We start from the raw sequence: 24,766 nt of genomic DNA, 5'->3' as shown, positions 1-24,766 counted from the left end.
ACGATTGACACGCCGGGCAGGGCGACAGGTCGACGCGCCGGGCAGGGCGACGAAACCCGGCACGGCGGGCGACGGCTGACGCCATCCGTCGGACGGTGGCGCCGCGTGGACCGCCGACGCCTCAGCGCATCCCGCGCAGCGCGGTCTGCAGGCGCTCCTGGGCGCGGCGGCGGCGCTCGTTGCTCGCGCCCAGCACCAGCAGGACGAGACCCACCGGGATCAGCACCAGCCACGGGCCGAGGCTGAACAGCGCGTGCACCGCGGCGATCGCGGTCACCGTGGCGCCGACGATCACCGGCGCCTGTTGCCGGCTCGTCGAGCCGAAGATCAGCACCGCCACGGCACCGAGCAGCAGCAGCACCTGACGCAGCATGCTGGAGTCGGTCGCCACCACGATCGCCAGCGACGGCAGGAACGCGGTCACCAGCGCCGGCCCGTACGCCACCCAGCTCGACATGTCCGGCCGGTGACGCAGTTGCAGCACCCCGACCAGCAGGGCCAGCGCCGCGAACGGCAGTGTGTACGCCTCGGGCAGGGCCACGTCGGACACCCGCATCAGGATCCACCAGGCGCTGATCTCGCAGGCCACCACCGCCCAGAACAGCAGGTTCCGCTCGGTCGGGCGCCGCCCCGGGCGGCTGGCCGCGATCCCGAGCACCGCACCCCAGGCGGCCAGCAGCGCGGCGATGTGGCGGGGCGAGTCGTACGCCAGGGCCAGCGCGATCAGCGCCGCGCCGTAACCGCTCCACTCGACGGTGGCCGCCTCCCGGTAGGCCTCGGGGCGGCGCAGCCGGGGCAGGGTGGCGGCGAAGACCTGCAACGCGGCGCCGACCGCGAGCACCCCGAACGCGGACCAGACCGCGGCGAGCCCGGCCACCAGACCCAGCGTGAGCACGAAGAGCTGGGCCATCAGCGAGGCGAACAGCCAGCCGAGGATGCGGGCCCGCTGGGTGGTCCCGTAGAACGCGGCGATCAGGCCCACGGCGACCGCGCTCCCCAGCGTGATCAGGGTCAGGTCACGGGTGGCGAGGGCGCCGGCGAGCCCGGCGCCGCCGGCGGCCAGCCCGATGACGAAGACCAGCACCCGGGCGACCCGGATCGAGCGGCCCGGCTCGGCCAGCGCCGGCGGCGGGGTCAGCGCCAGCCCCAGCATCGAGATGGTGAACACCACCAGCCCGGCCTGCGCGGTGATCGGCCAGCCCTGACCGAGCGCCACCGGCGTGATCAGCAGCGTGAGGGCGGCCCCGGGCAGGATCACCGGCACCGCCCGGGACCGGCGGCCGCCGCTGAACCCGGTCGCGGCCAGCGCCGCCGTCGCGGTCAGCAGCAGCGCGGTGAGCACGTGGGTGGGGTCCACCGCGTCCGGCGGCGGGGTGAGCAGCTCCGGCGGCGGCCCCTGCCAGACCCGTCCCAGCACGACGAAGGTGGAGAAGAGCGCCACCACCAGCGGCGGCGCCAGGGTGACCAGCGCCAGCGCGGTGGGCAGCGCCGCCGCGGCCAGCGCTCCGGCCGCCGGGCTGACCCGCCACCGCAGCTCGGTGGGCTCGTCCCGGTCCCGGCGCAGCGCCCCGTTCAGCAGCACCGACCAGCGGCGTACCGGCCGGGCCGAGCCGGCCGGCGGGACGGTGGCCGCCCGGATCAGTTCGGCGAGCACGCCGAGCAGCGCCGCGGCGGCGGCGTACACGCCGGCGGGCAGGTGGACGAGGAGCGCGGCGGCGGCGGTGACGGTGGCCGCGCCGACGACGGCCACGCTGGCGTACGGAAGGTACTGCGGCACCTGCCGGCGGACCGCCGCGACCACGGCCAGGCCGATGCTGGCGGCGGCCAGCGCGGCGGTGAGCACCACCTGCGCGGGACGGTCGAACTCGGCGGACAGCGCGGCCACCGCGCCGGGCAGGGCGAGCAGGGCCGCGCCGGCGGCCGCGCCGCCGACCTGGACCAGGTGCGGCGGCATGCCCTCGGCGCGGACGTCCTCCACCAGGGTCGGCGCGAACGACCGGGCCAGGGCCGCCACCGTCACCCCGATCAACGCGATGCTGCCCAACGCCAGCGCGGTGGTCCAGGGCCGGACCAGTCCGGCGCCGGTGGCGTGCAGCGCCACCACCCCGGCGACGGTGGCCCGGGACAACGCGGCCCGCGGGTCCGCCGCGGCCACCGCCGCCATCCCGTAGACCGTGGCCGCCATGGCGCCGACCAGCACCGGCGACCACCAGGGCAGGTCGAACGCGGCCGGCGCCCCCACGGTGGCGAGGACCGCGGCCACGCCCGACACGTCGTACTTCCACGGGGGCGGCAGCAGGATGGCGGCGGTCACCGCCAGCAGCGCCAACGCCACGGGCGCCTGCCAGGTGGCCCCGCCGGTGGGCGCGGCCGGCCAGCCGCTCAGGTCACCGGCCCAGATCGGGCCCGGGGTGGCCAGCACACCGACGCCGCCGCGCAGCGCGCTCCAGGCGGCGATGAGCCCGATCAGCGTGCCGCCGGCCGCGATGCCCAGGATCGGCCCACGCCGCCACTCCTCCGGCAGCGCCCGGGCGGCGACCGCCACCACCAGCACCAGCGCGGACGCCACCACGAGCTGGCCGCCCGGCGCGAGCACTGCGGCGATCCGGGCCAGCGTGGCGACCAGCGCCACCGTGGTGGCGGCGAGGGCCAGGTCCGACCCGTCGAGCGACATGTCGGCGCGGCGTCCGGCGTCGATCCGCGGGGCGAGCGCCAGCAACGCGGCGCTGATCAGCAGCAGGCCACCCAGCCAGGCGTCCGCCGAGGTGGCACCGGGCGCGCCGAAGCCGGCGGCGGCGACGGCCACCGCGCCGAGCACCGTGCCGAGCGCGTGCGGCATGCTCAGCTGCCGCTGCGCCACCTGGACCAGGGCGGCGTACGCCAGCGTCACGCAGACGGCCAGGAAGCTCGCGGCGAGGATCGGGACGGTGATCTCGCGCAGGTTGGCCGGGGTGGGCGCCGGTGGCGTCGGCACGGTGGCGGCGACGAACGCGGCCACCGCGCCGGGCAGGGCGAACGCCGCGCCGCCGGCGGCCCAGGCGCAGACCGGGTCCGTCGCGGCGGCGGCGATCCGGACCCTGGGCGCGAGCGAGACCAGCGCCCCGGCCAGGAAGAGCAGGGTCAGTGCCGCGGCGGTGAGCGCCGGCCGGGCGAGCGCCGCCCCGGCCCCGGTCAACCCCAGCACGGCGGCGGTCACCGCGTGCACCACGGCGGCGCGTTCGGTGCCGGCGGTGAGCCCGAGCACCCCGACGGCGACCGCGGTCAGCAGCATCGGCCAGCAGGCCGCCGCCCAGCCCAGGCCGAGCGAGGCCGGCACGGCGAGCGCGGTGAGCGCCGCGCCGACCACGGCGAACTCCCGCCGGATCTCGATCGGCAGCGCGACCACGGCGGCGACGGTGAGCAGCAGCGCGCTGGCGGCGAGCTGCCAACCGGTCGGACCGACCGCCCGGGCCAGCTCGGCGTGCCATCCGCTCAGGTCGGCCGACCAGGCCGGCAGCGCCGCCCGGACCGGGGCCAGCCCGGCCCGCAGCGCCCCGCCGGCGACCACCAGGCCGCTGACCGTGAGCGCCACCGCGGCGGCGAGCTGCGGACCCCGGCGGGCCGCCTCCGGCATCGCCCGGACGGCCAACCCGGTGAGCGCGATGACCGCGGAGATCAGCAGCAGGGACCGGCCGGGCAGGGCCACCGAGGCGACCCGGCCGAGCGCGCCGATCACCGCGAGCGTGACGATGCCGGCGCCCACGTCGGGCAGCGGCGGGCGGCGCAGCACCAGCGTGCCGGCGAGCGCGGTCAGCGCCGCCAGCAGCAGCACCGTGCCGGCGGCCGCGGCCGCCGGCACGGTGGCGGACCGCAGCAGGGCGGTGACCGCGTACGCCAGGGCGAGCGCGACCGCCACGCCGTGCAGCAACCAGGTCAGCTCGCGCAGCCACGGCACCGGTCGGGTCGCGGCGGTGTCCGGGCCGGCGGGCGCCTCACCGCCGAGCACCTCGGCGGACTCCTCCGGCGCGGACTCGGGCCGGTCGTCGTCGACGCGCTGCCGCGGCGGCGCCGGAGCCGGCGGCGCGGTGGGGGGCAGGTCCGCCCGGACCGGCCGTTCCCGCACCAACGCGGACCGGGCCAGCGCCAGGTCCAGCACGGCCACCACGGTGAGCACCAGGGCCCAGCCGGCCGGCCCGGTGATCCGCTCGTACGCCAGCAGCGGCAGCACCGGCTGGGCCGCCAGCACGGTGGCGAAGCGGGGAGCGCGCAGCCCGGTGCCGTACGCGTAGCCGACCGCGACCACGGTGGTGACCAGGAAGATCGACCCGGCGAACGCGGCCCCCGAGGTGCCGCCGCCGATCCGGTCGACGGCCCAGACCGCGTACCCGGCCAGCGGCACCAGCAGCAGCCCGACCGCGGCGATGGTCTCGGCGGTCGAGGTGAGGCCGCGGCGGGCCAGCACCGGCGGGGCGAGCAGCATCAGCACGGTGGCGACCAGCAGCACGCCGAGCCGGGCCAGCGCGTCCATCGAGCTGGTGGCGACGGCGGCGAAGACCACCGCCGCGACGCCGAGCAGCAGCGCGCCCAGCCCGAGGGGGATGTTCTGCACCTCGCGCGAGGACGCCTCCGGCGGGTGCTCCGGGTCGTCCGCGTCGAGCCACTGGGGGCGGCCGCGGGGCGGTGACGGGGGCAGGTCGTCAGGTGCGGGCGGCGGGGTGCCCTGCCGGGGCACCCGGGGCGGGGCGCCGGTGGTGGCGGTGGGCGGGCGGCGCCCCGGACGCCGGCGCAGCACCTTGCGGGGCCGGGTGGCCTGCTTGATCCGCTCCTCACCGGCGTGCGCCAGGATGTCGCGCTGGAAGAGGGCGGCCTGCATCTTCGCGGCGATCTGCCGCTGCTCGCGGGCGATCTCGGCGTCACGGGCCTTCATCTCGGCGATCGAGCGCTCGATGTCGGCCAGGTGCTCGGCCCACTGTGGCTGTGCCGCGCCGCAGTGTGGGCAGACGGCGGCGGGCTTGATCTCCCGCCCGCACCCGGCGCACCTGAAACTCTCCACGACAGTCTCCCGTCCGCCCGCGCCCGTCGCACTGTGGACCACTCAGAAGCATGCCTTGACCGGGCCGGGATTTCGACAGTTGCCGGCGCGTTCCGGACAACAAAAAGGGCCGGCCGGCCGGGGAACTGGTCCCCGACCGGCCGGCCGGTGTCGATCGGTCAGGGGCGGCCGAGGCCGCGGTACTCCCAGCCGGCCTGCGTCCACAGTGTGGAGTCCAGACAGTTGCGTCCGTCGACGACCTTGCGGCCGTTGACCAGCTCGCCCATGGCCACCGGGTCGGCGTTGCGGAACTCGGCCCACTCGGTGAGCACGCAGACCAGGTCGGCGCCCTGGACCGCGTCGTTCATGGTGTCCTCGTAGGCCAGGCCGGGCACCGCGCGACGCGCGTTCTCGATCCCCTGCGGGTCGAAGACGTGCACGTCGGCGCCGGCCTTGCCGAGCAGCGCGGCCACCGCGAGGGCGGGCGCGTCGCGTACGTCGTCGGTGTTGGGTTTGAAGGTGGCGCCCAGCACCGCGACCCGGGTGCCGGAGAGGTCCGGCCCGGCCGGGCCGGAGCGGCGGCCGAGCAGCTCGGCGGCGAGCTGCACCACCCGGGTCCGCCGGCGCATGTTGATCAGGTCGACCTCGTGCAGGAAACGCAGCGCCTCGCCGGCGCCCAGCTCCTGGGCGCGGGCCTGGAAGGCGCGGATGTCCTTGGGCAGGCACGCGCCGCCGAAGCCGAGCCCGGCCTGCAGGAACCGGTTGCCGATCCGCGGGTCGTAGCCGATGGAGCGGGCGAGCTGGGTGACGTCGCCGCCGGCGGCCTCGCAGACCTCGGCCATCGCGTTGATGAACGAGATCTTGGTGGCCAGGAACGCGTTCGCGGCGACCTTGACCAGCTCGGCGGTGGCGAAGTCGGTGACCACCAGGGGCACCTCGCGGTCCTCGGTGGCGGCCAGGTCGAACACGCCCTTGTGGGCGGCGAAGAGCATGCCGTTGGCCCACTCGCTCTTGACCCCGACCACGATCCGGTTGGGGCGTAGCACGTCGTCGACGGCGAAGCCCTCCTGGAGGAACTCGGGGCTCCACGCCACCTCGACGCCGAGGTCCGTCGGGGTGTGCTTGCCGACCAGCTGCTCCACCCACTCGGCGGTGCCCACCGGCACGGTGGACTTGCCGACGATCAGTGCCTTGCGGGTCAGGTGCTGGGCCAGGTTCGTCACCGACGCCTCGACGTACGACAGGTCGGCGCCCATGCCGTCGGCCCGCTGCGGGGTCCCGACGCAGATGAAGTGCACGTCGCCGAAGTCGGCGGTCTCCTGGATGTCGGTGCTGAACCGCAGCCGGCCGGCGGCCAGGTTGCGCCGCAGCAGCTCGTCGAGGCCCGGCTCGTGGATCGGGACCTCACCCGCGTTCAGCTTGGCGATCTTGTCCGCGTCGACGTCGAAGCCGAGCACCTCGTAACCCAGCTCGGCGTAGCAGATGGCGTACGTCGCGCCGAGGTAGCCGGTGCCGAGGAAGGTCACCCGGGGCCGGGCCGCGCCGGACGGCGGGGTGACCGCGGCGATGGCGGGCATCGGCTGGGAGTTCGGGTACGGGATCGTCACGCCTGTCTTCTCCGCTCGCGCTGGCGGCGCATCCTCGCGTCGCATCTGCTGGGGCGCCTAGGCCGGGCACCGAGGGACTGATTCTGGTGTGAGGGTAGTGGGTCGGGTGGGCGACGCTCGGGCGCGAGCCTACCCGCCGGTAGCTTCGGCCAGAGCCTGGTGGCTATTCTTCAGTCTGCGGCAGTCGGCGGCCCCCGGGCGGCACAGACTGCGCATGATAGCGGTGAAAGGGGAGGGCCGACATGGCCGCAGAGCAGTCGTTCGACGTCTACCGGTTGCCGGAGGAGCACGAGGCGATCCGGGAAGCGGTCCGTGAGGTCTGTGCGGCCAAGGTGGCTCCGCATGCCACCGAGGCGGACGAGACAGGTGAGTTCCCGAAGGCGTCGTACGACGCGCTGCGGGCGGCCGACTTCCACGCCCCGCACGTCCCGGTGGAGTACGGCGGCGCCGGCGCGGACGCGCTCGCCACCGCCATCGTGATCGAGGAGGTGGCCCGGGCCTGCGCCTCGTCCTCGCTCATCCCGGCCGTGAACAAGCTGGGCACGATGCCGCTGCTGCTGGCCGGCTCCGAGGAGCTGAAGCGGAAGTACCTGACCCCGGTCGCCTCCGGCGACGCGATGTTCTCCTACTGCCTCTCCGAGCCGGAGGCGGGCAGCGACGCGGCGTCGATGACCACCAGGGCGGTACGTGACGGGGACCACTGGGTGCTCAACGGCGTGAAGCGGTGGATCACCAACGCGGGGGTCTCCGAGTTCTACACCGTCTTCGCGGTGACCGACCCCACAGCCCGCTCGAAGGGCATCTCCGCCTTCGTGGTGGAGAAGTCCGACCCGGGCGTGAGCTTCGGCGCGCCGGAGAAGAAGCTCGGCATCAAGGGCTCGCCGACCCGCGAGGTCTACCTCGACAACGTCCGGATCCCGGCCGACCGGATGATCGGCGCGGAGGGCACCGGCTTCGCCACCGCCATGCAGACGCTGGACCACACCCGGGTCACCATCGCGGCGCAGGCGATCGGCATCGCCCAGGGCGCGCTGGACTACGCCAAGGGTTACGTGCAGGAGCGCAAGCAGTTCGGCAAGGCGGTCGCCGAGTTCCAGGGCATCCAGTTCATGCTCGCCGACATGGGCATGAAGCTGGAGGCGGCCCGGCAGCTCACGTACGCCGCCGCCGGCAAGTCCGAGCGGGGCGACGCGGACCTGACCTACTTCGGCGCGGCCGCGAAGTGCTTCGCCTCGGACGCCGCCATGGAGATCACCACCGACGCGGTCCAGTTGCTCGGCGGCTACGGCTACACCCGCGACTACCCGGTCGAGCGGATGATGCGGGACGCCAAGATCACCCAGATCTACGAGGGCACCAACCAGGTGCAGCGCATCGTCATGGCCCGCCAGCTGCTCAAGGGCTGACCCACCGGCCCCGGATCGGCGCGGTCAACCGGACGCCCGTCCGGCGGACCGCGCCGACCTGGCCAGTGGTGCCATGCCGAGCCGGTCGGCCGCCGCGGCGCCGAGGGCGAGCTGCGTCCGGCCCCGATCCGCGTCCGTACGCGACAGCAGCCGACCCAGCTCCACCTGGCTGCGGGCCACCAGCGGCGCGGCACCGAGCCGGCGGTTCGCGGTGACGGCGGCGTGGAACCGCTCCTCGGCGTCCTTGTCGTCGCCGAGCACGGTGGCCAGCCGGCCGAGGAAGTGCTCGACGGAGCCCAGGTTGCCGAACCCGAAGGTGACCACCACGAACTGCTCGGCGAACGGCTGCAACAGCGCGTTGACCTCGGTGGCGGTCCGCACGTCGCCGAACTCGGCGGACAGGTCCGCGGCGAGCGCCATGGTGCCCAGCCACTGCGCCCCCAGCGGCGTGTCGAGCAGGCCGCCGGCCAGCACCTCGGCGTACAGCTCGTGAGCCTGCTCACGCCGGTCGCTGTTGAGCAGGAAGGTCGCCATCCCCAACCGCCAGATCGCCGACAGCTGGCTGAGCCGGTCGGTCAGCTCGACCATCGACCGCTCCACCACGGCGAGGTCCAGGGCGGGCGTCGCCGGCGCCCGGCCGATCTCCCGATGCAGCAGCAGCACCTGGGCGGTCACCCCCGTGTGCACGTGCGCCAGCGTCCGGTTCTCCAGCCCGGCGCCCAGCTCGAACGCCCGGACGATGGCCTCCTCGGCCGCCGCGAACCGGCCGGCCATCAACGCCAGCGTGGAGCGCTGCACGCAGGCCCAGAAGAGCCGGTCGGCGATCTGCAACTCGTCCGCGGCGGCCGCACACGCGTCGGCGGCCGCCCGGGCGAGGTCGGCCCGGCCGAGTTCGAGCGCGGCGACGAAACGGGCGCGCTCGCCCTCCAGGGCCAGGTCCCGATCGCCGTCGTGGATCGCCGAGGAGACCAGCTCGGCCGCCATGTCGAGGCGTTCCCGGGGGTTCTCCGGTCGCCAGGTGGCGTCGATCCGGGCGCGTAGCGCGTACCGCACGGCGGTGCGGTCACCGCAGGCGTGCGCCAGGTCGACCGCCTCCCGGCTGTACCTGTCCCGGCGTTCCCGGTTGGCCGGGGTGTGCCCGTCGGTGTGCCACACCAGCACCGCGGCGAGGTGTGCCAGGACCCGGGACCGCGACGCCGTGTCGTGCGGGCCGAGGGACGCCAGGGCCCGGGACAGCATCTCCGCCGCCGTGTCCGGCGTGAGCAGGCCGGTGAGGTAGATCGCCGCGTCGGCCAGCGCCAGCACGGCCCGGACGTAGACCTCGGGCCGGTCCGCCTCGGCGACCGCCGCCAGGAACGTCCGGCCCGCCGCGCCGGCCAGGCCCGCCTTGAACTGGAGTACGCCCAGCTCGATGCGCAGCCGCGCCCCGTCGTCGCGGTCGCCGTCGGGCGTGCGCAGGTCGAGCGCCACGGCCAGCAGCCGGGCCGCTTCCTCCCAGGCCAGCGCCCCGGCGGCCTGCCGCGCCGCACGCAGGGTCCAGTCGTACGCCCGGTGCCGGTCCGCCGTCCCGGCCCGGCGCCAGTGGTGCGACAGCCGTTCGGCGTGCCGGTCGAGGTGCGCGGCGTGGGCCCGCTCGAGCACCTCGGCCGCCCGGCGGTGCAGCCGCTCGCGTCGGTGCGACGGCACGTCGTCGTAGAGCGCCTCGTGCACCAGCGGGTGCCGGAACCGGTACCTGCCGGCCCGACCCGGCGTCTCCTCGACGAAGTCGTGGTCGACGGCGGTCCGGAGCGCTGCCGCCACCTGGTCGGCGGAGAGGGTTCCACCGGTCGTCAGCAGGTGCCCCTCGAACTCGAAGCCGAGCGTCGCGGCGAACGCCAGCAGGTCCCGGCAGGGTTGCGGGAGCGCCGTCGCGCGCTGCCGCACCACGTCCCGGACCAGCGGCGGCACCCCGGGCCGCCCGCCGGCCACCCGGCCGCGGGCCTGCTCCCCGGCGAGCAGCCGGGTGAGTTCGACGGCGAACAGCGGGTTGCCGCCGGCCCGGTCGGTGACCGCCGCCAGCAGCGCGGGGTCGGGGCTGCGGCCCAACTCGTGCCCGACCAGCGCGGTGACCGCGGCGCCGTCGAGCGGGCCCAGTCGCAGCGTCTCTACCCCGGGCAGCCGGCGCAGTCGCGCCGCCGCCTCGGCCCAGCCCGTGGTCGGATCAGCGCCGGCCGCGTCCCGGGCCAGCACGAGCAGCAGTACGCGCACTCCCGGCAGCAGGCGGACGACGTGCTGCGCGAGCGTCACCGACGCCGCGTCCGCCTCGTGCAGGTCGTCCAGCACCACCACCAGCGGCGTGCGGGCCGCGGCCGACCGCAACGCGTCGGTCACCGCGGCGAACTGGCCCTCCCGGGCGCTCGACCCACCGGCCACCGCCAGCTGGGTCCGGGCCGGGGCCCCGCCGGGGATCGCGTCGAGCACCTGGAGCCACGGCCGGTAGGCCGGGTGACCGTCCACGTCGTGCGGGGTGCCGGTGGCGATCGTGACGCCGTCGGCCGCCGCGAGATCCATCAACCGGGTTCCGAGGGCGGTCTTGCCGATACCCGCCTCACCCTCCACCAGCACGCACCGCCCGCGCCCGGCGACGGCGGCGGCCAGCGCGGCACGCAGCCGGCCGAGCTGGGCGCCCCGGCCGACGAAGCCGGGCGCCTCGACGGGGCGTCCGCGCAGCCCCGGATCCTGCCGCAGCACCCGCAGGTAGACCTCCTCGACCTCGGGCTCCGGGTCGAGACCGTAGTCGCGGCGCAGCCGGCGGTACCGCTCGTAGGCGGCCAGCGCGTCGGCCTGACGACCGGTCTCGTAGAGCGCCCGCAGGTGCAGCCGGCGGAGCACCGCCCGGTCCGGGTAGCGCTCCACCGCCGACTCGACGTCGGCCACCCGTTCCGCGAGCCGGCCGAGCCCGGCCGCCGCGCGCAGCGCCCCCTCGACGGCGACGACCCGCAGGCCCTCGAAGGCGCGCACCGCCCCGTCGACGAACCGGTACTCGTCGGCGAGGTCCACGAGCGGCCGGTCCCGCCACAACCCCAGGGCCGCGTCGAAGGCGTCCAGCGCACCCGCGTCGTCCGACCCGCGGGCGGCCGCCCGCCCCTCGTCGACCAGGCGGCGGAACAGCGCCGCGTCCACCGCGTCGGCCGCCACCTCGATCCGGTAGGCCCGGCCGTCGTGCCCGGCGACGACGGCGACGCCGGGGTCGGCCCGGAGCAGGGTCCGGAGCCGGGAGACGTAGCTCTGCAACGTCTTCACCGCCCCGTCCGGAGGCGTGCCGTTCCACAGCCGGTCGACGAGGGTCTCACGGGCCACGTCGCGGTTGGGTGACAGCAGCAGCATGGCCAGGACCGCGCGGTGCCGGGCCGCCGGGATCGGCACCGCCGTGCCGCCGACGGTCACCTCCAGCGGGCCGAGGATGCGATAACTCGGTGCGCCGGTCGCGGCAGTCATCAGGCCAGCGTGGCCCCTCGCAATGACCAGCGGCAATACGGTTTCCGACAGCACGGCGCAATGGCGGCCGGGCACCGGTTCCGGGTCGCGCAGCCGGCGCGCAGTCGCCACGCAGCCGGTGGGCGGGACGCTGCACCGGTCCGCCGCACCCGCCCCGGAGGCATCGATGAGCGACGTGCAGGTCCCACCACCGCCCGCGCTGACCAGCTTTCCGCTGATCCGCGCCGACGACCAGCTCCGCATCGACGTACGGCTCGACCACCTCACGGTCGACCTGGTCGGCGGCGTCCACCGGATCCGGCCCACCGGGTTCACCGGCTACCTCGTCCTGACGTTCCCGCCGCAGCAGGCGCAGGAGTACGCGGAACCGCTCGCCGCCGGCACCCCGGCGGGCGACCGCCGGCCGATCTTCCCGACCCAGTCGGAGGTGGTGCTGGCGGTGCCGCCGGACGCCCCGCCGATCCCGTTCACCGTGGACGGGATCCTGGCCGCCCTGCCCGGCCTGAAACTGGTGACCGACCCGCTCGCCGGCGAGGTCGAGGAGCCCGCCGCGGTCGCCGCCGGCACGGCGCGTTCCGCCGTCGACCTGGTCGCCGACGTGCTGGCGGCGGCCACCGGTCGGGACTCCGGCGCCCGGGCCGGCCTCGACGGGATCCTGGCCGAACGGGCCCGGCGGGCGGCGGCGGTCACCGCGCCCGTACCCGTCGATCCCGACGACGACGCGGCGCCCCCGGACGCCCGCGTGCCGGCCGCGCCGGTGTCCGCCGACGGGGTGCCCGCGACGGTCGGCGCGACCGCGCTGCGGCTGCCGTCACGCTTCGTCCTGTCGCCGCCCGGCGGGGCGCTGCGGCTGGACCACGCGGCCGAGCCGGTGGAGCGGGACGGGCGGGTGGAGCTGTGGCACACCCGGTTCGCCACCCGGGACCAGGGCGGCCGGCGCTCGGCACGGCCGTTCCCGATCCGCAAGGTCGGCACCGTCGAGGTGGCCCCGAACGCCGACCCGGCCTGGCGGCTCGCGGTCGGCGACGTGCGGATCAACAACGGGCTGAACGAGGCCAACCGCAAGGCCGTCGCCGAGCAGTCGTGGGACGATCCGCTCACCGTCGACGAGCTGACCCTCTCCACGCTGGGCGCCTGGCTGGACGTCGAGGGCGACTGGAGCAGCAGCCTGCCGGTACGGTCCTGGAGCCAGCGTGTGGTGCAGGGCCGGGACCTGTCGGTCCGTCTGGTGGAGGCCGGGCAGCTCTACCCCTTCGGTCACCGGGCGCTCAAGGTCACCGCGACCGAGCGTCGACTCACCGGGGTCGACGGGGACGCCGCCCCGCTGCAGACCCGGACCGTGATCCGGGTCCTGCGGCCGGTCAAGACCTACCCGGTCAGCCGCCGGACCTTCCCGTGGCGGCAGATCGAGATCCTGGAACGCACCACCCCCGTCGGCGACGCCGCCGAGAATCCGCTCCGGAACGCGGCGAACCTCCCGTTGCCCGGCACCTACCTGCTCACCGTCGGCGGGTCCCGGTACGCGTACCGGTGCCAGGGCGTCGACCGGGGTGAGCTGGTGTCGACCTTCGAGCTGCCGCTGGTCTTCGTCGCGGACTCGGTCACCGACCTGGCCGCGGTGAGCCAGGCGTGGGCGGCCGACACCGGACTGACCGACGTCGACCTGGACGGGCAGGCACTCGCGTTGGCCCCGCCCAACCCGGACCCGGCCACCACCGGCCCCGACGGCACCGTCATCACCGCCCGGCGGCTGAGCCTGGCGCCGGCGCCGGGCAACCCGTCCCGCGCCGAGGTGGCGATCCTCCGGGGCGGGGTGCCGGCGCTCAAGCGGCTGGCCGGCGCCGCCGGGGAGAACCTGGAGATGACGTACGCCGCCGCGTTCCGCGACCACGGGTTCGACCCCGCCGGCAACGTCGGCGAGGAACTGCTCCACCTCGCCGGGCCGGTGCTGGACCTGAAGGGTGGCCTGCCCGGTGGGTTGGCCGGCGCGGCGCTCGACGTCCGCGGGCTGTCCCGGCGGTTCGGGCCGGTCGGGGGCGCGCTCGGCGAGCTGGCCACCGGGCAGCTCGACGTCCGGGAATGGCTCTCCGACACCCTCGGCGACCTGCGGATCCTCGGCATCTTCCCGCTGACCGGCCTGCTCCGCTCCCGGTTCGACGCGGCGGACCTGCCGCGCCTGGTGAGCACCGAACTCGACGGCCTGGCCGCGCAGGAGTTCAGCTGGGACACCACGCTCTTCGACGAGCCCGGGCAGGAGCTGTCCGTCGGGCCGGGCCGGCTGGGCGCCGGCGACGACGGCCCGGCGCGGCTCAGCCTGCGGATGGCCGCCACCCTCGACAGCGCGGCCCGGCGGGTCGGTGGGTCCGCCTCCGTCGAGCTGCGCAACCTGGAACTCACCATGGGATTCGGCAGCGCCGACCTGGTGGTGGTGCCGATCCGCAGCATCCGGTTCAGCGGTGTGGACGGCCGGAAGCCGGACGTCGACGTCAAGCTGGGGCGGATCCGGTTCCTCGGCATCCTCGCGTTCGTCGACACGCTCGCCACGCTCGTCGACGAGCTGGGCTTCAGCGACCCGCCCGCCCTGGACATCACCAGCACCGGCATCCGCTCGTCGTTCTCCATGCCGGTGCCACAGTTCGCCCTCGGCATGTTCAGCATCGAGAACATCGTCCTCGGCAGCCAGCTCGACCTGCCGTTCCAGCAGGGGGCGCCGACCCTCTCGTTCGACTTCGCCACCGCCGTCAACCCGTTCCGGGTCAGCGTCTCCGCGCTGGCCGGCGGCGGCTTCGTCGGCCTCACCGTCTCCACCGGCGGGCTGCAACGCCTGGAGGCCTCGCTGGAGTTCGGCGCGTCGCTGAGCGTCAACCTCGCCGTCGCCCGCGGGTCGGTGTCGGCGATGGGCGGGATCTACTTCCGGCTGGAGGGCTCGGAGGCGGTGCTCGCCGCCTACCTGAGGATCCGCGGCGAGGTCAGCGTGCTGGGTGTGCTGTCGGTCGCGGTCGAGCTGATGCTCGCCCTGACCTACCTGCCCGACCAGGGGAAGTTGTACGGCCGCGCGGACATCTCGGTGAAGGTCAAGTTCTTCTGGTTCAGCAAGACCGTCCACGTGGCGTTCGAGCAGACCTTCGTGGGCGCGAACGGCGACCCCACGTTCGCCGAGCTGATGGCCCCGACCGACTGGCCGGCCGAGCTGCCGCTGCCCTGGGACACCTACTGCACCGCGTTCGCCACCCCGCCCGGAACCCCGGAGGACTGAACCATGACCTGGAGTGTGCTGTGGACCCTGCTGCCGGCGGGATTCGACCCGACCACCGGGGCGGCCCGACTGTCGCTGGTCGCCTCGCCGCGCAACGCCGGCCCCGCCCGTACCCTCGGTGAGAGCCCGCTGGGCGGCTGGCCCGGCATCGTCGCCGGGCTCGGCCCGATCCGGATCGCCACCGCCACCGGCGGGTCGAGCCGGGCGTCGGTGGTCGGCCCCGCCCCCGAGCCGGACCTGTGGAACCGCCTGTTCGCCCCGACGACGGTGCTCGGCGCGCCACCCGGGGCGGGCGCCGAGGTGCTCACCAAGGCCGGCCCGGCCTACCTGTACCGCGAGGCGTACGACGGGTTGCGGTCGCTGTACACCGACGCCGCCCGGACCAGCCCGGAGCGGCTGCTCGCCCGCGACCACCCGGTGGTGCGGCGGATCGGTGGGCTGCGCCGATGGGCCGGCGCGGAGAGCCCGGGGGTGGCGTCCGCCGCCGGCGCGGGCGTGCCCGGGTCGGTGGCGAGCCTGCTCGACCCCGGGCGGCTCACCCCGGAGAACCTGCGTCGGGCGGCCGAGCTGCTCCGCGCCGCCGGGGATCCGGACGCCGCGGCGATGGCGGCGGTGGCGCAGGTGACGCGCCGCAACCGGATCCGGTACGAGCCGTCCGCCGGGTCCGGCGTGATCAACAAGCTGGGGTCGGTCCACCAGGCCGACTTCCACCAGATCGTCGGCATGCTGCTGGACCACCCGGCGCTGGCCCGCCGGCTCGGCCTGATCGTCGACCTGGAGACCGACCCGTTCGACGGGGAGCGGACGATCCGGGCGGTCACCGCCGACGGCAAGCCGCTCAACGGCCCGGTGCCGCTACGCCAGCCGTGGACCCGGGTGCTCGCCGACCTCGGCGACCGGCGATTCGTGATGGCCACCCAGGCGGGCGCCCCGACCGAGATCCGCAACGGCATGCTCGACCTGAGCGCCGACCCGGCGGACGCCCGGTACCTGGTCAGCGACCTGGACGTGGCGAGCCTGAGCGAGGGCGTGCAGACCATGGCGACGGCGGTCGCCGACCCGGGGGGACCGCCGGTCGTCCTGCCCGCCCGCCGCGACGTGGGGCTCACCGTGGTGCGGGTCGGCCGCGGCGCGGAGGTGGTACGCCAGGCCCGCGAACGCGCCGAGCGCTTCGCCACCGGCGACACCGGCGGGGACGAACTGGTGCTGTTCGCCGACGACGTCACCACCGGCTACCGGGTGGACGTACGGGTCGACGGCGGCCCCTGGCTGTCCCTGATGCGCCGGGTCGTGCACTACCGCTTCGACGACTCCAAGCTGCCCGCGTACGAGGTGCACGACGAGGGCACGGTGGACGCGCTCACCGCGGTCGAGCAGGCCGACGCGGACGACCACTCGTACGTCTTCGTCGGCGAGGAGGCGTTCGGCTTCACCGGTTGGAGCCTGGCCGCGCCCCGACCCGGTCCCGTCGTGGCGCCCGACGCGGCCCCCGGCCACCAGGTCGAGCGGATCGACTCCCGGCCGCTGCCGCACTTTCCGCTGCGGACCGCGATCGCCGTGGAGCCGGGCACCCTGCCGGTGCTGCGGTACGGCCGGTCGTACGAGTTCCGGGCCCGGGCGGTTGACCAGGCGGGCAACTCGGTGGACCCGCAGCGGTGCGACCCGGCGCTGGTCACCCGCGCAGTCCGCTACGAGCGGCAGGAGCGCGTCCCCGCCCCCGTGCTGGTGCCCCGCACCCACTTCGGGCCGGGGGAGTCGTTACAGCACCTGGTCGTCCGCTCCGGCAGCCAGGTGAAGGGCGACAGCCGGTGCGAGCGGCACGTCGCGGCTCCCGGTTCGCCGCAGCACCTCGCCGAGCAGCACGGGGTGTTCGACGCGGCGGTCGGCCCGGACAGTCCGGAACGGACCCGGCAGCGCCGCCGCCTGCTGACCCTGGCCAGCCGGGAGTCCGGCACCTTCGCCGAGCCGACCGTGGCCGCCCCCGACGGCGGGTCCCGCCTGCCGGCGCCGGGGATCCGGTTGACCACCAGCGACCCGGTGCGCCGGCCGGTCACCGCGACCCTGCCCCTGCCCCGCGGCGACGCGCCGCCCAACGGGGCGTACGTGGTGCACGACAGCGACGAGGTCCACCTGCCGTACCTGCCGGACGTGGCGGTGGACGGCGCCGCCCTGCGGCTGCCCGACTCGGCGGCGCCGGTGACTGTGGACTATCCGGGCGGGCCGTGGCCGGACCGCCCGCCGGTCCGGCTGGTGCTGCGCACCGGGGACCAGGTGGGCGCGGCGGTGGTCCGCGAGGACGGCCGTCCGGTGCTGGCGGTCACGCTGCCCCCGGCCACCTCGGTGGTGGCCCGGCTCAGCTCCACGGTCGACCCGGCGGTGCTGCCCGTGCTGCGCACCGACGGGATCAGCCCGAAGCTGGTCCGCACCGGTCAGGCGCCGATGGTCACGCCCGGCGAGGAGATCCGGCTCAGCCACGCCGCGCAACGCCCGCTGCAGCCGCCCGTCCTGTCCCTCGGCGCCACCGAGGTGGCCCGGGAGCCGGGCACCACCTCGGTGACCCTGACCGGGACCGTGACGGCGCACGCGGCGAGCACCGCCCAGGTCGACGTGGAGGCGGTCTGGGAGGAGATCACCGACACCGGGCACGGCCCGGTGTCGACCGAGACCCGACGGTCCACCGTCGGATCGGTGCCGATCACCGGCTCCGGGGTGACAGCCTTCACGGGCCGGCAGCTCTTCGGCGACACCCGGCACCGGCAGGTCACCTACCTGCCGGTGGGCACCACCTCCTGGCGCGAGTACTTCGACCCGGCCACCCCCACCGGCGACCTGCAACTGGCCGGCGCGGGGCGGGAGGTCGACGTGCTCAACGCCCGCCGGCCCGCCCCACCGCGCGTGCACTCGATCGTGCCGCTGCTCTCCTGGCAGCGGGAGGCCGGCCCACGCGCGTACGCCAGCCAGCGCGTCGGTCCGGGCGTGCGGATCTACCTGCGGCGGCCCTGGCACACCACCGGGCCCGGTGAGCGGCTCGGCGTGGTGGTGTTCGACACCGACAGCGTGCCACCGGTGGCCGGGCCGGTGCCGTCCCTGGTCAGTCACTGGTTCACCGACCCGTTGGAGCGGGCCGAACCGGCGCCGCACGGCGCACCGCAACGGCTGTCCGCCAACCGCCTGACCAACCAGCGGGAGGTGCTACGGACCTTACGGCTGGTGGAGATGGGCGCGGTCAGCCCGGGCAACTACGGGACGACAGTCGTCGGGCACGAGGTCCACTACGACGCCGAACGGGAACTCTGGTACGCCGACGTCGCGGTGAACGTCGGCCCGCACGCCTTCCCGTTCCTGCGCCTGGCGCTGGTGCGCCTGCAACCGCACTCGGTGCCGGGCTGCCACGTCTCCCGGGTGGTTCGTGCCGAACCGGCCCAGCTTCCGCCGCTGCGCACCCTGGAGGTCACCCCGCTGGCCGCCGACTCGGTGCGGGTGAGGCTGACCGGACCGGAGCTGCACGGCGCCACCGCCCTGGCCCGCTTCCACGTCCGGGTCCCCGGCCCGGCCTCCGAGATCACCAAGCCGGTCCTGGCCGGCTCCACCACGTTGACCCGGACGGTGAGCGGGACCACGGTGACCTACCAGGGCACGCTGGCCCTGCCCGTCGGCACGAACCCGACCGAGTTGACCGGCGGCGACGGCGACGACGTGGCCGACGGGCAGGCCACCCAGGCCGCGCTGCTGGCCGGCCGGATCGTCGTGGAGGAGCGGCAGCACGGCTGGTCGCTGGTCTCCCCGGTGGACGCCGTGCGGACGGTCTACCTGGAGACGTTCGACACGCACCTGGTGTTCTGAACGGAGCGCCCTCCCGACGGCGGACCCGCCACCCGGGCGGGTCCGCCCCGGTCACCGCACCCGGCGGATGGGCGGCACGGCGGCGATCCCGGCGGCCGTGACCAGCGCCGCGGCGACGTACACGCCGGCGTAGCCGAGCCCGCCCGCCAGCAGCGCGGCGGCCAGCGGCGGGCCGACGACGCCCGGGGCGGCCCCGGCCACGTTGAGCAGTCCGAGGTCGCGGGCCAACCGCGCGCGGTCGGGCAGCACCTCGATGACCAGTGCCTGGTCGACGGCGAGGTAGGTGCCGTAGCCGAGCCCGAACACCGTGGCGGCGACGACCGTGGCACCCCACCACGGCAGTGCGGCCAGGATCAGCTCGCCGGCGGCCATCGCCGCCATCGCGGCGATCACGAACCGTTTGCGCCGCCGCCACCGGTCGGACAGGTGGCCGGTCAGCGGCGCCACCAGCACGACGGCGAGCCCGGCGGTGAGGACCAGGACGAACTGGCCGCCGGTCGGGTTCGGGTGCCGGACCACGTCGGTCAGGTAGTACAGCAGGTAGGTCATGGTCAGGCTGTTGGACAGCGCGGCGGTGAAACGGGTCAGCCAGGCCCACCAGAAGTCGCCGTACCGGGAACCGGCCGGGGGCGGCCCCGGGGCCCGCCGCCCGCCGGCCCGGCCGACCGTCGCGGCCGGCAGGATCAGCGCGGTGGCCGCGAGCGCGACCGTCGCCGCGTCCACCGGCAGGGGCGTCCCGGGCAGGGCCGCGAGCCCGGTGCCGGCCGCCGCCCCCACGAACTGGGCCAGACCGGTGTACGCCGACACCGTCCCGAGCCGGTCGGGCGGCACGTGGTCCGGGACCAGCGCCGACACCCCGGCGTGCATCGTGCCCCAGCCGAGCTGGGCGATTACCCAGGCCCCGACGACCCCGCCGACGGTCCCCTGGTGGGGCAGGGCCGTCAGGCCGGCGGTCAGCAGGACGGTTCCCCCGACGATCCAGGGCCGCCGGTCGCCTGTGCGGTCGGAGCGGTGACCGACCAGCACACCGGTGGTCATGGACACCAACGCCCCGACGCCGATCAGGACGCCGAAGACCAGGACCTTCGCCGTGGTGACCTGCTCGACCGTCCGAGGGAGCAGGTTGAGGGAGCCGGCGAACTGGGTCATCGAGGCGCCCACGAACGCCGGCACCGACAGGACCGCGGCGCGGACCTCCCCGGACCGACCGACCCGCCACCGTCCCATCGGGCCAGCCTGCGGCCCGTCCCGACCGCCGGCAATGCGGTATCCGACAGCGCGCGGCGACCGGGCCGGCCCGGTCGGGTTGTGCGTGGGTCAAGCCCGGCGCAGCCGGCGGGCAGCCGGTGCTCGCTCTACTGCTCGCAGTACCGGCGACCGGAGACCTCGGCGCCGGCCCGCGATCACGGAGGAGATGAGATGACGCGGACGAACATGAGACCGGCCCGGATCGGAGCGGTCCTGATCCTGGCGGCCGGCCTGCTCGTCGGAACCGCGCCGGGGGTGGCCGGCGCCGCGCTCGAGGTGCCGGCCGGACCCGGCCGGGCGGACCCGGCCGCGGTGGCGTACCTGGTGCGGAACCGACAGCTCAGCCCGGCCGAGGCGGCCCGGCGGATCACCGCCCAGCAGGGGTACGCCGAGATCGCCCGGCGGCTCACCCGGCAGCTGGGCGACCGGCGGATGGCCGACGGGTACATCGACGACGCCACCGGCGACCTCGTCGTCAACGTGCTCGACGAGGAGGCGGCCGGAGTGGTCCGGGCCGCCGGCGCCCGACCGCGGCTGGTCGAGCACTCGACCGCCGAGCTGCGCGCGGTGCTCGACCGGTTCGGTCGGCTGGCCCGGGCCGGCGCGGCCCCGACGGTCGAGTCGTTCGGCATCGACGCGCGGGCCGACGCCGTGGTGGTGCGGGTCGCCGAGTCGGCCGCGAGGGGCGGCCGGACCGTCGACGGAGGCGCGATCGCGGCGGCCGCGCGTCGGCTGGGCACCGCCGTCCGCTGGGAGACCGGCACCGGGACGGCCGTCCCCACCCAGCGGGTCGACGCCGGGTTCACCACCTTCGGACCGGCGTCCTGCACGGCGGGCTTCTCGGCCACCGACAGCCTCCAGTTCCGCTACCTGGTGACCGCCGCGCACTGCGTGAACCCGGACGGGCTGCTCTACGTCAACGGGCAGCCCTTCGGCACGGTGCACTACTACGACGAGAGCCGGGACCACGCGGTGGTCAAGAACCTGAACTCGTTCTTCCAGGAGCAGGGCCCCTGGGTCTGGGACTACGGGCTCGGGTGGAAGACGGTCTACCGCACCTTCACCCCGTGGCAGGGGTGGACGGTCTGCAAGGCGGGCCGGACCACCGGGCACACCTGTGGTCAGGTGCTCGACGTGCAGCGGAGCCGCAAGGTGAATTTCAACAACGCCGACATCTGGGTCAACAACCTGCACGAGACGGACATGTGCGTCAAGGGCGGGGACAGCGGCAGCCCGGTCTACACCGCCTCGGCGGATCCGACCCTGGTCTACGCCAGCGGCACCGTGCAGAGCGCCGTCCTCTACGCCCAGAACGGCAACCTGTGGCCGAAGAGCGGGCCGCAGTACTGCGGCAACGAGACGAAGCCGGTCGCGATGCCGCAGCGGTCGTACTTCCAGCCGGTCGAGGCCACGCTCGCGGCCGCGGGCGTGGGTATCTGGGGGGTCGGCTGACCGGACCGGTCGGCGTGACACGGCATCCGGGACCGACCGGGCCGGCGCGGACGACCGGGGCGGGCGGGCCGGTGCCGGCCCGCCCGCGGTCGTCTCAGCGGTCGGTGGGGTGGTCGGCGCCGTACCGGGGCGGGGCGGACCACGGCGACTCGCCGCCGGTGCGGCGGGGCAGGGGTTCGGTGGGGTTCTCGGGGTAGGCCAGCGTGAGCGGGGCCGTGTCCGGATCCTTTGGCGGGCCGGGCGGGGGCCAGTCGGTGGACGCGGGCCGCTGCTCGGCCGGCGTGACGTCCGGGGTCAGCTCCGCCCCGTCCGTCGCCGGCGCGGGTCGACGCCGCCACCGTCCCGCGCTGAACACGGCCATCAGCAGCAGCACGCCGATGAGGAACAGCGTGCCGTTGTCCAGCGGCTGGCGCAGCGGCAGCGGGTCACCGAGCAGCTTCAGGTCGCCGGGTACCCGGTCCCGCACGGTGAACGGCGCGACGAACAGCCCGACGTACGGGACCACGAGCAGCAGTCCCGCCACGAGCGGGCCGAGCGGCGAGAAGCGCAGTGTGCCGAGCAGGCCGAGCAGGACGCCGGCGACGCCCAGATAGACGGCCGGCTCGATCAGGTTCGGGGTGCTGTACGTACCGATCTCCACCCAGCGGTTGACGGTCCGCCCAGACCCGTCCTGACCGAGGGTGACGAGCACCCAGGTGACGGGCGCCACCACCAACCCGGCGAGGAAGCTCCAGAGATGTCGCATCCGCGCACCGTACCGTTTCCGGCATGACAGATCATCCCGCGGTCCCGTCGGGTAAGCCGACCTCGTACTCCCGCGTCACGCTGAGTCGCATCATGACTGCCGTCGATGTCAATCTGTACGGGACCGTGCACGGTGGGGTACTGATGAAGTTCGTGGACGACGTGGCCGGCGCGGCGGCGGCCCGGCACAGCGGCGGCACCGCGGTCACCGCCTCCATCGACGAGATCGTCTTCTCCGAGCCGGTCCGGGTGGGGGATCTGGTGCACGCGCACGCCCAGGTCAACTGGACCGGCAACACCTCGATGGAGGTCGGGGTGCGGGTGGTCGGCGAGCGCTGGGACTCGGCCGAGGACGAGCCGGTGCGGGTCGCCACCGCGTACCTGGTCTTCGTCGGGGTGGACGTCGGGGGCGCGCCCCGCGCGGTGCGCCCGGTGCTGCCCGAGACGCCCGAGGACGAGCGCCGCTTCCGGGAGGCGGAGATCCGGCGGGCCCACCGCCTGGCCCGCCGCCGCGCCATCCAGGCCCACCGCGCCGCCTGAGGTGTTAAGCGGGGCCCCCTGCTATGCAGCATGCGTTAACAAGGGGCCCCTCCTTACACCCACATGGGGAGGGGGCTCGGGGTGTGGGGTGGGCACGCCCCGTGGGCGGTGCCGGGTGCGGAGAATGGCGGCACGAGGTAGGGCAAGATGGCGCCACGGCCCATGCACAGTGTCGTGCCGGGCCCCAGGGAGGGTGGAACTGTGGGTGACGTGCTCTGGACGCCGCCGGCCGACGTGCGTGAACGGTCCCGGATCGGTGACTACCTGCGCTGGCTGACCGAGCACCGAGGGCTGGAGTTCGCCGACTACGACGCGTTGTGGCAGTGGTCGGTGACCGACCTGGACGCGTTCTGGCGCTCGATCTGGGACTACTTCCAGGTGGTGGCGCACACCCCGCCGACCGCCACGCTCGCCGAGCGGTCCATGCCCGGCGCCCGCTGGTTCCCCGGTGCGACGCTCAACTACGCGGAGAACGTGCTGCGCATGCCAGGGCTCGGCGACGACGACCCGGTGGTGATCGCGCACGGCCAGACCCGCGCGCCGGAGACGCTCACCGCCGCGGAGCTGCGCGACCGGGTCCGTCGGGTGTCCGCCGGCCTGCGCCGGCTCGGCGTGGGACCCGGCGACCGGGTGGCCGCGTACGCGCCGAACATCCCGGAGACGTACGTCCTGCTGCTCGCCACCGCGAGCCTGGGCGCGATCTTCTCGTCCTGCGCGCCCGAGTTCGGCACCCGCAGCGTCACCGACCGCTGGCAGCAGATCGAGCCGTCGGTGCTGGTCGCGGTGGACGGCTACCGCTACGGCGACAAGCCGGTCGACCGGCGCGCCGAGGTGGCCGCGATCCGGGCCGCGCTGCCGTCGGTGCGGCACACCGTCGCGATCGGGTACCTCGACCCGGCCGGTGACGTGCCGGAGGGCGCGCTCGCCTGGGCGGATCTGACGGCGGAGACCGACGAGCCGCCGTCCTTCACTCCGGTGCCGTTCGACCACCCGCTCTACGTGCTCTACTCCTCCGGCACCACCGGGCTGCCGAAGCCGATCGTGCACGGGCACGGCGGCATCCTGCTGGAGCACCTGAAGATGCTGGCCCTGCACCACGACCTGGGCCCGTCCGACCGGTTCCTGTGGTTCACCACGACCGGCTGGATGATGTGGAACTTCCTGGTGTCCGGGCCGGCGGTGGGCGCGGCGATCGTGCTGTTCGACGGCAATCCGGGCCACCCGGACCTGGGCGCGTTGTGGCGGCTGGCGGCGGAGACCGGCACCACCTACTTCGGCACCTCGGCCCCGTTCCTGCTGGCCTGCCGCAAGGCCGGGCTGGTGCCGCGGGAGGTCGCCGACCTGTCCGCGTTGCGCGGTCTCGGGTCGACCGGCGCGCCGCTGCCCGCCGAGGGCTTCACCTGGGTGTACGAGAACGTCGGCGACCGCCTCCAGCTCCAGTCGCTCTCCGGCGGCACGGACGTCTGCACCGGCTTCGTCGGCGGGGTGCCGCTGCTCCCGGTGTACGCCGGGGAGATCGCCTGCCGGGCGTTGGGCGCGAAGGTGGAGGCCCGCTCCGCCGACGGTTCGCCGGTGATCGGCCAGCTCGGCGAGCTGGTGATCACCGAGCCGATGCCGAGCATGCCGGTCGGGTTCTGGAACGACAGGGACGGCGTCCGCTACCGGGAGGCGTACTTCGAGGTCTATCCCGGGGTGTGGCGGCACGGCGACTGGATCACCGTGAACGAGCGCGGCGGCTGCGTCATCACCGGCCGGTCCGACGCCACGCTCAACCGGGGCGGCGTGCGCCTCGGCACTGCCGAGTTCTACTCCGTGGTGGAGGGGCTCGACGAGGTGGTCGACTCGGTGGTGGTGCACCTGGAGGACGACGAGGGCGGCGCGGGGGAGCTGCTGCTGTTCGTGGTGCTCGCCGACGGCCTGGAGCTGGACGACGCGATGCGGAAGAAGATCTGCCGCGAGCTGCGGACCGCGCTGTCGCCCCGGCACGTGCCGGACGAGATCCACCAGGTCCGCGCCGTGCCGCGCACGCTCAGCGCGAAGAAGCTGGAGGTCCCGGTCAAGAAGATCCTGACCGGCACCCCGGTCGACCGCGCGGCGGCCAAGGGCGCCCTGGCCAACCCCGAGTCCCTCACGGCCTTCGCCACCCTCGCCCAGACCCGCCGCCCGACCTGACCTGACCCCC

General features: G+C 75.2%; 11 protein-coding genes. 6 read left to right on the top strand and 5 right to left on the bottom strand.

The window, feature by feature from the left end; all coding sequences use genetic code 11:
- Positions 1-121: 121 nt before the first annotated feature.
- Both O7598_RS25035 and O7598_RS25030 read right to left on the bottom strand, forming a co-directional pair.
- Positions 122-5,032, bottom strand: a complete 4,911-nt coding sequence (locus O7598_RS25035) for an SCO7613 C-terminal domain-containing membrane protein (RefSeq protein WP_269693716.1) — start codon at positions 5,030-5,032, stop codon at positions 122-124.
- 158 nt (positions 5,033-5,190) lie between these two features.
- Positions 5,191-6,618 (bottom strand): UDP-glucose dehydrogenase family protein, encoded by a 1,428-nt coding sequence (locus tag O7598_RS25030; protein ID WP_269693715.1) that lies wholly within the window; start codon positions 6,616-6,618, stop codon positions 5,191-5,193.
- 242 nt (positions 6,619-6,860) lie between these two features.
- Between O7598_RS25030 and O7598_RS25025 the strand changes: the two genes are divergently transcribed.
- Positions 6,861-8,024, top strand: a complete 1,164-nt coding sequence (locus O7598_RS25025; RefSeq protein WP_091060506.1) for an acyl-CoA dehydrogenase family protein — start codon at positions 6,861-6,863, stop codon at positions 8,022-8,024.
- Between the two features lie 24 nt (positions 8,025-8,048).
- On the opposite strand, the gene O7598_RS25020 is transcribed toward O7598_RS25025, so the two are convergent.
- The gene (locus O7598_RS25020; RefSeq protein ID WP_269693714.1) at positions 8,049-11,501 is read right to left on the bottom strand and encodes an ATP-binding protein; all 3,453 of its coding nucleotides are present in this window, start codon (positions 11,499-11,501) and stop codon (positions 8,049-8,051) included.
- A gap of 166 nt (positions 11,502-11,667) precedes the next feature.
- Here O7598_RS25020 and O7598_RS25015 point away from each other — a divergent pair, with 166 nt between their 5' ends.
- Both O7598_RS25015 and O7598_RS25010 read left to right on the top strand, forming a co-directional pair.
- The gene (locus tag O7598_RS25015; protein ID WP_269693713.1) at positions 11,668-14,757 is read left to right on the top strand and encodes a hypothetical protein; all 3,090 of its coding nucleotides are present in this window, start codon (positions 11,668-11,670) and stop codon (positions 14,755-14,757) included.
- 3 nt (positions 14,758-14,760) lie between these two features.
- Positions 14,761-18,600, top strand: a complete 3,840-nt coding sequence (locus O7598_RS25010; protein WP_269693712.1) for a hypothetical protein — start codon at positions 14,761-14,763, stop codon at positions 18,598-18,600.
- A 51-nt stretch (positions 18,601-18,651) separates the two neighbouring features.
- Here O7598_RS25010 and O7598_RS25005 read toward each other — a convergent pair whose 3' ends face one another.
- Positions 18,652-19,827: an MFS transporter gene (locus O7598_RS25005; RefSeq protein WP_269693711.1), complete on the bottom strand. Its 1,176-nt coding sequence runs from the start codon at positions 19,825-19,827 to the stop codon at positions 18,652-18,654.
- 192 nt (positions 19,828-20,019) lie between these two features.
- Here O7598_RS25005 and O7598_RS25000 point away from each other — a divergent pair, with 192 nt between their 5' ends.
- Positions 20,020-21,300: a S1 family peptidase gene (locus O7598_RS25000; RefSeq protein WP_269693710.1), complete on the top strand. Its 1,281-nt coding sequence runs from the start codon at positions 20,020-20,022 to the stop codon at positions 21,298-21,300.
- A 94-nt stretch (positions 21,301-21,394) separates the two neighbouring features.
- On the opposite strand, the gene O7598_RS24995 is transcribed toward O7598_RS25000, so the two are convergent.
- A complete protein-coding gene (locus O7598_RS24995; RefSeq protein ID WP_269693709.1) occupies positions 21,395-22,045 on the bottom strand; it encodes a hypothetical protein in 651 nt (216 codons plus the stop codon).
- 23 nt (positions 22,046-22,068) lie between these two features.
- Here O7598_RS24995 and O7598_RS24990 point away from each other — a divergent pair, with 23 nt between their 5' ends.
- Positions 22,069-22,584, top strand: a complete 516-nt coding sequence (locus O7598_RS24990; protein WP_269693708.1) for an acyl-CoA thioesterase — start codon at positions 22,069-22,071, stop codon at positions 22,582-22,584.
- A 201-nt stretch (positions 22,585-22,785) separates the two neighbouring features.
- Positions 22,786-24,756 carry an acetoacetate--CoA ligase gene (locus O7598_RS24985; protein WP_269693707.1) on the top strand — a complete coding sequence of 657 codons (1,971 nt, stop codon included), beginning with the start codon at positions 22,786-22,788 and terminating at the stop codon, positions 24,754-24,756.
- The last annotated feature ends 10 nt before the right edge of the window (positions 24,757-24,766 follow it).

The sequence above is a fragment of the Micromonospora sp. WMMC241 genome (assembly GCF_027460165.1).
Classification (GTDB): Bacteria; Actinomycetota; Actinomycetes; order Mycobacteriales; family Micromonosporaceae; genus Micromonospora; species Micromonospora humi.
The sequence above is the reverse complement of the archived record's forward strand: the minus strand, read 5'-3'. Positions and strand labels throughout refer to the sequence as shown.